Here is an 8,385-nt window from a genome sequence, read left to right as displayed (position 1 = left end):
GTAAGGCTCCCAGTAGACGACTGGGTTGATAGGCCAGATATGGAAGCCTGGTAACGGGTGGAGTTGACTGGTACTAATAGGCCGAGGGCTTGTCCTCAGTTGCTCGCGTCCACTGTGTTGGTTCTGAAACCACGAACAGCCCCGTTGTATTCAGCGGTGTGGCGTTCACAGTTTCATAGTGTTTCGGTGGTCATAGCGTGAGGGAAACGCCCGGTTACATTCCGAACCCGGAAGCTAAGCCTCACAGCGCCGATGGTACTGCAGGGGGGACCCTGTGGGAGAGTAGGACGCCGCCGAACTCCTTTTGAAGCTCCGGCTCTTGGGCACTGCCCAGGGGCCGGAGCTTTTTTGCGTTGGGGTAAGGTCAGGGAGCATCGTTGGTTCAATTTCGCACAGGAGGCCCCCGGGTGGAGGTCCAGGAGACCCGCGTCCAGACAGACCGGGTCCTCACCATCCCCAACATCCTCAGCATGGCGCGGCTCGTCGGCGTACCCCTCTTCCTGTGGTTGATCCTCAGGCCGGAGTTCGGCGGGCCGAAGAGTGATGGCTGGGCCCTCCTCGTGCTGGCCCTGAGCGGGGTCAGTGACTATCTCGACGGCAAGCTCGCCCGGCGCTGGAATCAGATCAGTAGCCTCGGCCGGCTTCTCGACCCCGCCGCCGACCGCCTCTACGTGCTTTCCACTCTGGTCGGCCTCACCTGGCGGGAGATCCTGCCGCTCTGGCTGACCGCCCTGCTGCTGGCCCGCGAACTGGTTCTCCTGGTGATGGTGGGCATCCTCCGCCGGCACGGATATCCGCCGCCGCAGGTGAACTTCCTCGGGAAGGCCGCGACCTTCAACCTGATGTACGCCTTCCCGCTCCTGCTGCTCAGTGACGGAAGTGGTTGGATCGCGTCACTCGCTGCTATTTTCGGATGGGCGTTCGCCGGATGGGGTACAACCCTCTATTGGTGGGCAGGAGTGCTTTACGTGGTACAGGTCCGCCGCTTGGTTCGCGCGGACGCCACGGCCGATTGAGCTCGGTGATTGTCCAGACCTGACGCCTCGATGGCCCGCGGTGCAAAAGTGCGGGACAATCTGGACGGGTGAAGTCGGCTAGACCGTCGTCTCTTGGAGGAGGACGCTTCCGACATGAAGGCCGTCGTGATGGCCGGGGGCGAAGGCACACGCCTGCGCCCCATGACCTCTAGCATGCCCAAGCCGCTCCTGCCCGTGGCGAACCGCCCGATCATGGAGCACGTGCTACGGCTGCTCAAAAGGCACGGGCTCACCGAGACCGTTGTCACCGTGCAGTTCCTGGCATCGCTCGTCAAGAACTATTTCGGCGACGGCGAAGAACTCGGCATGGAGCTCACGTATGCCAATGAGGAGAAGCCACTCGGTACCGCCGGAAGCGTCAAGAACGCCGAAGAGGCGTTGAAGGACGATGCCTTCCTCGTCATCTCCGGCGATGCCCTGACCGACTTCGACCTCACCGAGCTGATCAATTTCCACAAGGAGAAGGGTGCGCTGGTCACGGTCTGCCTGACCCGCGTGCCCAATCCGCTGGAGTTCGGCATCACCATCGTCGACGAGGAAGGCAAGGTCGAACGCTTCCTGGAGAAGCCGACCTGGGGGCAGGTCTTCTCCGACACGGTGAACACGGGCATCTACGTCATGGAGCCCGAGGTCTTCAACTACGTCGAAGCCGATGTGCCCGTCGACTGGTCCGGCGATGTCTTCCCACAGCTGATGAAGGAAGGCAAGCCGATCTACGGCTATGTCGCCGAGGGCTACTGGGAGGACGTCGGCACGCACGAGAGCTATGTGAAGGCCCAGGCGGACGTCCTCGAAGGCAAGGTCAACGTCGACATCGACGGCTTCGAGATCTCCCCCGGTGTGTGGGTGGCCGAGGGCGCCGAGGTGCATCCCGACGCCGTGCTGCGCGGGCCGCTGTACATCGGCGACTATGCGAAGGTCGAGGCCGGCGCGGAGATCCGCGAGCACACCGTCGTCGGCTCCAACGTCGTCGTCAAGAGCGGTGCCTTCCTGCACAAGGCCGTCGTGCACGACAACGTGTACATCGGGCAGCACAGCAATCTGCGGGGCTGTGTCGTCGGCAAGAACACCGACATCATGCGTGCGGCCCGGATCGAGGACGGCGCGGTCATCGGTGACGAGTGCCTGATCGGTGAGGAATCGATCGTTCAGGGCAATGTCCGCGTCTACCCGTTCAAGACCATCGAGGCCGGTGCCTTCGTCAACACCTCGGTGATCTGGGAGTCCCGTGGGCAGGCCCATCTGTTCGGCGCCCGGGGTGTCTCCGGCATCCTCAACGTGGAGATCACGCCCGAGCTGGCGGTGCGGCTCGCCGGCGCCTATGCGACGACCCTGAAGAAGGGCTCCACCGTCACGACGGCCCGCGACCACTCCCGGGGTGCCCGGGCGCTCAAGCGGGCGGTCATCTCCGCGCTCCAGGCCAGCGCCATCGACGTACGCGACCTGGAGAACGTCCCGCTGCCCGTGGCCCGGCAGCAGACCGCGCGCGGCAGTGCCGGCGGGATCATGATCCGGACCTCGCCGGGTGTCCCGGACTCGGTCGACATCATGTTCTTCGACGGGCAGGGCGCGGACCTCTCGCAGGGCAGCCAGCGCAAGCTGGACCGGGTGTTCGCTCGCCAGGAGTACCGGCGGGCGTTCCCCGGCGAGATCGGTGACCTGTACTTCCCGGCCAGCGTCTTCGACTCGTACACCGGATCGCTGCTGCGCAACGTCGACACGACCGGGATAGCCGAGTCGGGTCTCAAGGTGGTCGTGGACGCGTCGAACGGCAGTGCCGGGCTCTTGCTGCCCAGCCTGCTCGGCAAGCTGGGTGTGGATTCGCTGACCATCAACCCCGGTCTGGACGAGTCCCGGCCCACCGAGACCGCCGAGATGCGGCGCAAGGGGCTGGTGCGGCTCGGGGAGATCGTGGCGTCCTCGGGTGCCGCGTTCGGTGTGCGGTTCGACCCCGTCGGCGAGCGGCTGTCGCTCGTGGACGAGAAGGGCCGGATCATCGAGGACGACCGGGCGCTGCTGGTGATGCTGGACCTGGTGGCCGCCGAGCGGCGCAGCGGCCGGGTGGCGCTGCCGGTCACCACGACCCGGATCGCCGAGCAGGTGGCCGCGTACCACGGCACCCAGGTGGAGTGGACGACCACCTCGCCCGACGACCTCACGCGCGTGGGGCGCGAGGAGGGCACCATCTTCGGCGGTGACGGCAAGGGCGGGTTCATCGTCCCCGAGTTCAGCGGCGTGTACGACGGCACGGCCGCCTTCGTACGCCTCATCGGGCTCGTGGCGCGGACGCAGCTCACCCTGAGCCAGATCGATGCCCGGATCCCCCGGGCGCACGTCCTCAAGCGGGACCTGGCGACGCCGTGGGCCGTCAAGGGTCTGGTGATGCGACGGGTCGTCGAGGCGGCAGGAGATCGCTTTGTCGACACGACCGACGGTGTGCGGGTCGTGGAGACCGACGGGCGCTGGGTGATGGTGCTGCCCGACCCGGCCGAAGCGGTCACCCATCTGTGGGCCGAGGGGCCGGACGACGCCTCCGCGCAGGCCCTGCTGGACGAGTGGTCGGCGGTCGTGGACAGCGCCGGCCGGTGACCGCAGGCGGCTGAGAACGGCAAAACCCGCTGCACGCGTGCGTGCCGGACAAGTGTCCCCAAGGGGGCCTGTCCGGCACGCCGGTGGGGCCGTTCGGAGGTACTGCTCGCGACATGCGACGATGTGCGGCATGCCGCAGCAACCCCCCGTTCGGAGCAGCCCCACGCGGCCGCAGCGCCCGGACGCCTCCATGTCGTTGATCACCAACGTCATGGACCACAGCCTCGACGACGGCTACGCCGAGGCCGCCGCCCGGAGGAAGTCCGAGGGCGAGGGCGGCCTGCCGAAGACGCTCCGGGCCAAGCTGGGCCTGGCCGCCGGTCTCGTCCTCGCGGCGCTCGTCGTCACCGTGGGGGCGGCACAGGCGCGCGTGGCGGCGCCCGTGGTGGCCAAGGAGCGCCAGGAGCTGATCGACCGCATCGACAGCGAGACCGCGGACGCGGACAAGCTGGAAAGTACCGTCGACACGCTGCGTGACGACGTCAGCGCGCGCCAGCGGGCGGCTCTGAAGTCGAGCGGGGGCAGCGCCGAGGCCGACCTGGTAGGTCTGCTGTCGGGTGCCACCGCGGTGCACGGTCCCGGGGTCAGGCTCGTCGTGAACGACGCCAAGGAGGCGAGCGGCGGCGGGGACGGCTCCAACCCCCGGGAGACGTCGGGCTTCTCCGACACCGGCCGGGTACGGGACCGCGACATGCAGCGCGTGGTCAACGGACTGTGGGCCTCCGGGGCCGAGGCGATCTCCGTCAACGGGCAGCGGCTGACCGCCCTGTCCGCGATCAGGGCCGCCGGTGACGCGATACTGGTCGACAACAGGCCGCTGGTGCCGCCGTACACGGTGCTGGCGGTGGGGGACGGGGAGAGGTTGAGCACCAGGTTCCAGAACAGCGCGGACGGCCTGTATCTGCATGCGCTGGAGGAGAACTACGGCATCCGCGCCACCATCTCCACGGAGGGCGACGTCCGGTTGCCCGCCGCGCCCAGTGTGATCGTACGCACAGCACAGCCGAAGTCAGAGAAAACCGAGAAGGGCACATCGTGATCGCCGTACTGGGCCTCGTCGTGGGAGTCGTGGCCGGCCTGTTGGTCCGGCCCGAGGTTCCGGCGGTCGTCGAGCCTTATCTGCCGATCGCCGTCGTCGCGGCGCTGGACGCCGTCTTCGGTGGTCTGCGGGCCATGCTCGACGGCATCTTCGACGACAAGGTCTTCGTGGTGTCGTTCCTGTCGAACGTGGTCGTCGCCGCCCTCATCGTGTTCCTCGGTGACAAGTTGGGCGTGGGCGCGCAGCTGTCCACGGGTGTCGTGGTGGTCCTGGGTATCCGTATCTTCTCCAATGCCGCGGCGATCCGACGGCACGTGTTCCGGGCGTGACACCCATGAGCGAGCGAAACGACAGCAGCGACGGCAACGGCCGGAACGATCAGGCGGAGAACCGGCTGCGCAGGGAACTGCCGGCGGAAGTGCCCGCACCCGCGCCCGAGGCGGGGCAGTCGGCGCAGGGGGAGTCCCAGCAGCCGCTGACCGGCCGGCAGCGGCTCGTCGACGGACTGTGGCCGCCGCGCTTCACGCGTGCTCAACTCATCGTGGCGGTACTGCTGTTCGGCCTCGGCTTCGGCCTGGCCGTGCAGGTGGCGTCCAACAGCGACACCGACAGCGCGCTGCGCGGAGCCCGCCAAGAAGATCTTGTGCGCATCCTCGATGAACTGGATTCGCGTACTCAGCGTCTTCAGGACGAGAAGCAGGGACTCGAAAAGCAGCGTCAGGAGCTGCAGACCAGCTCCGACCAGGCCGCGGAGGCGCGCCGCCAGACCGCCGAGAAGGAGAGGCAACTCGGCATCCTGGCGGGCACCGTGGCGGCGCAGGGTCCCGGCATCACCATGACGATCGAGGACACGAAGGGGACGGTCCAGGCGGACATGCTGCTCGACGCCATCCAGGAGTTGCGCGCGGCCGGTGCGGAGGCGATCCAGGTCAACGGGGTCCGGGTGGTCACCGGCACCTACTTCACGGACTCCGGCAAGAGTGTGAGCGTCGACGGGAACAAGATCAACGCTCCCTATCGTTTCAAGGTCATCGGGAAGCCGCAGGACCTTGAGCCCGCCCTGAACATCCCTGGAGGCGTGGTGCAGACTCTGGAGAAGGAGCAGGCCACGGTGACCGTCGAGCGGTCGGACAAGATCGTCGTGGACGCCTTGCGGCAGGCGAAGCGGCCTGACTACGCTCGGTCGTCCTCCCAGTGAACCGGCGGTGCATGGGGGCCGTCCGGCAGGGGCATGAGGTTGCGGGGGGTCGGCGCACCGAAGGGGTGGCGCGTGGTGGAAACTGTCTGGTGGATACGGACGTTGTGAGAATGTCCGGCTCGGCCGGTGTAGGCAATCAGGGTTCGTCCTGCCCCACGGGCGGGTCTGTTTCGGTCAAGGGGAATCGCCCGTGAAGTTGTTTGCGAAGTTGTTCGGCAAGAGCGCGCGAGAGGGCAGCGACAACGCGACCGCTCGTCATCGCGCACAGCCTGACGCGGAGGGCCGGCGCCCGCTGTTCCGGGACCAGGTCGCTGGTCCGGGCGGTGACATTTCGGGAGGTCAGGGCGCGGCGTCTGTTGACCCTGCCCAGTCCGGCGGCATAGGTTTCGGGCAACCGTCAACCTCAGGTACGGGTGGAGGGTTCGCCCCCGGCCCGTACGCGTCCAACGCCCCGGCGGGGCAGCCGCGGCAGGAGGATCCGTCGATGTCGGTCCTGGTATGTACGAGGTGCGGTAACCGGAACGCGGAGAACGCCCGGTTCTGCTCCAACTGCGGGGCGCCGTTGCGTCCCGGGTTGACGCCCGAGCGGGCCTCCGAGACGACGTCCACGATCTCGATCTCGGGCCTGGAGGCCTACGACGCCGAGGCGACCGGCCAGACGCCGCTGCCGATGCTCTCCCCGGAGGCACAGGCCGCGGTGGACGCGCTGCCGATGGGCTCGGCGCTGCTGGTGGTGCGCCGCGGGCCGAACTCGGGCAGCCGCTTCCTGCTGGACAGCGACCTGACCACGGCGGGCCGTCACCCGCAGAGCGACATCTTCCTGGACGACGTGACCGTATCCCGGCGCCACGTGGAGTTCCGGCGCTCCCCGGACGGTTCCTTCACGGTGGCCGACGTGGGCAGCCTGAACGGCACGTACGTCAACCGGGAGCGCATCGACCAGGTCGCTCTGTCGAACGGTGACGAGGTGCAGATCGGCAAGTACCGGCTGGTGTTCTACGCGAGCCGGCAGGGCATCTGACCCGCCCCCGGACTGATGTCCGGGGGGACCCCCAGGGAAGGTCCATGCTTCAAACACCGAGCGGCGGTGCCGGAAGCGGTACCGCCGCCAGGGACAGTGGGCTGATGAGCATCGGCACGGTGCTGAACGTGCTGCGCGACGAGTTCCCCGAAGTCACCATCTCCAAGATCCGCTTCCTGGAGTCGGAGGGGCTCATCGAGCCGCAGCGGACCCCGTCGGGGTACCGCAAGTTCAGCGCCGGGGACGTCGAGCGCCTCGGTCACGTCCTGCGGATGCAGCGGGACCACTATCTGCCGCTCAAGGTGATCCGTGAGCATCTGGACGCCATGGAGCGGGGTGAGGCCGTCCCGCTGCCCGTGGTGGGCCGTCAGCGCACCGCGGAGGACCTGCCCGCGCGCGTGGAGGGGCCCACGGTGGCCAGGGTCGGCAGGGCCGAGCTGCTGGCCGCCGCGGACATCGACGAGGGCGACCTGGAGGAGTGGGAGTCCTACGGGCTCATCGCTCCGCTGGAGGACGGGGCGTACGACGCCGAGGCCGTCACGGTGGCCTCGCTCATCGCCGAGCTGGGCCGGTTCGGGATCGAGCCGCGCCACCTGCGGGTGATGAAGGCCGCCGCCGACCGTGAGGCGGGCCTGGTCGACCAGGTGGTGGCCCCGCTCAAGCGCCACCGCAACCCGCAGACCAGGGCACACGCCGAGGCCCGTACGAAGGAGCTGGCGGCCCTCACGGTGAAGCTGCACGCGGCCCTGGTGCAGACCGCTCTCGGTGTGCGGCTGCCCTGATACGGCGGGCTGGGGAGCGGCCGGATCGTGCACCTGTTCCCGGCCCGACTACCCAAACATCCCGAGCACGGCCTAGGGTTGCTGTGTGAACGAGCTCGATGTCGTAGGTGTCCGGGTCGAAATGCCCTCCAACCAACCGATCGTGCTCCTGCGCGAAGTGGGAGGCGACCGTTACCTCCCCATCTGGATCGGGCCGGGGGAGGCGACGGCGATCGCCTTCGCCCAGCAGGGCATGGCCCCCGCGCGACCGCTGACCCACGACCTGTTCAAGGACGTGCTGGAGGCCGTCGGCCAGGAGCTGACCGAAGTGCGCATCACCGATCTGCGGGAAGGCGTCTTCTACGCGGAGCTGGTGTTCGCCAGTGGGGTCGAGGTCAGCGCCCGCCCCTCCGATGCCATAGCGCTTGCCTTGCGCACCGGAACGCCGATCTACGGCAGTGACACGGTGCTGGACGACGCGGGCATCGCCATTCCGGACGAGCAGGAGGACGAGGTGGAGAAGTTCCGCGAGTTCCTCGACCAGATCTCGCCCGAGGACTTCGGCACCAGCAGTCAGTGAGCCCCGTGGCCGGCCTGTCGGTCCCGGGGGTCCCCCGGGGCGGACGGCGGCCTCGCGCGGTCCGCGCCCCGGCCTGGCCTCCGGCCAGTGAGAGCGTCCTACGGCCCCTCGGCCAGCGCATTCGGCTAGCCTTTCCCCGCGGTGGGACACGGGAAACCAC

Annotated in this window: 8 protein-coding genes and 2 rRNA genes; all 10 read left to right on the top strand. The window is 68.1% G+C overall.

The features are described 5' to 3' along the window. A 23S ribosomal RNA gene (locus tag AB0L21_RS19420) occupies positions 1–97 on the top strand; the annotation flags it as partial. An 85-nt stretch (positions 98–182) separates the two neighbouring features. Further along, a 5S ribosomal RNA gene (gene rrf, locus AB0L21_RS19415) occupies positions 183–299 on the top strand. 108 nt (positions 300–407) lie between these two features. After that, positions 408–1,016, top strand: coding sequence for a CDP-alcohol phosphatidyltransferase family protein (locus AB0L21_RS19410; RefSeq protein WP_365706150.1), 609 nt, complete (start codon positions 408–410; stop codon positions 1,014–1,016). Positions 1,017–1,130: 114 nt separating this feature from the next. After that, complete coding sequence (locus AB0L21_RS19405; RefSeq protein ID WP_365706148.1) at positions 1,131–3,626, top strand: mannose-1-phosphate guanyltransferase; 2,496 nt, start codon at positions 1,131–1,133, stop codon at positions 3,624–3,626. A 130-nt stretch (positions 3,627–3,756) separates the two neighbouring features. Continuing rightward, on the top strand, positions 3,757–4,665 hold the full coding sequence (locus tag AB0L21_RS19400; protein ID WP_365706146.1) for a DUF881 domain-containing protein: 909 nt from the start codon (positions 3,757–3,759) through the stop codon (positions 4,663–4,665). Further along, on the top strand, positions 4,662–4,994 hold the full coding sequence (locus AB0L21_RS19395) for a small basic family protein (RefSeq protein ID WP_003988855.1): 333 nt from the start codon (positions 4,662–4,664) through the stop codon (positions 4,992–4,994). The genes AB0L21_RS19400 and AB0L21_RS19395 overlap by 4 nt, the downstream gene beginning before the upstream one ends. A gap of 5 nt (positions 4,995–4,999) precedes the next feature. Further along, positions 5,000–5,863: a DUF881 domain-containing protein gene (locus AB0L21_RS19390; RefSeq protein WP_365785281.1), complete on the top strand. Its 864-nt coding sequence runs from the start codon at positions 5,000–5,002 to the stop codon at positions 5,861–5,863. A 190-nt stretch (positions 5,864–6,053) separates the two neighbouring features. Continuing rightward, positions 6,054–6,884: an FHA domain-containing protein gene (locus tag AB0L21_RS19385; protein WP_365706142.1), complete on the top strand. Its 831-nt coding sequence runs from the start codon at positions 6,054–6,056 to the stop codon at positions 6,882–6,884. A 44-nt stretch (positions 6,885–6,928) separates the two neighbouring features. Next, positions 6,929–7,666, top strand: a complete 738-nt coding sequence (locus tag AB0L21_RS19380) for a MerR family transcriptional regulator (RefSeq protein ID WP_365706140.1) — start codon at positions 6,929–6,931, stop codon at positions 7,664–7,666. 85 nt (positions 7,667–7,751) lie between these two features. After that, entirely contained in the window at positions 7,752–8,225 is a 474-nt protein-coding gene (locus tag AB0L21_RS19375; RefSeq protein WP_026253112.1) for a bifunctional nuclease family protein, read from the top strand. Positions 8,226–8,385: the final 160 nt, after the last annotated feature.

The organism is Streptomyces sp. NPDC052721, from assembly GCF_040678315.1.
Classification (GTDB): Bacteria; Actinomycetota; Actinomycetes; order Streptomycetales; family Streptomycetaceae; genus Streptomyces.
The sequence above is the reverse complement of the archived record's forward strand: the minus strand, read 5'-3'. Positions and strand labels throughout refer to the sequence as shown.

Coding starts and splice junctions, on each gene's coding strand:
- AB0L21_RS19405 (WP_365706148.1), top strand. CDS start 1,131: ATGAAGGCCGTCGTGATGGCCGGGGGCGAAGGCACACGCCTGCGCCCC.
- AB0L21_RS19400 (WP_365706146.1), top strand. CDS start 3,757: ATGCCGCAGCAACCCCCCGTTCGGAGCAGCCCCACGCGGCCGCAGCGC.
- AB0L21_RS19390 (WP_365785281.1), top strand. CDS start 5,000: ATGAGCGAGCGAAACGACAGCAGCGACGGCAACGGCCGGAACGATCAG.
- AB0L21_RS19380 (WP_365706140.1), top strand. CDS start 6,929: ATGCTTCAAACACCGAGCGGCGGTGCCGGAAGCGGTACCGCCGCCAGG.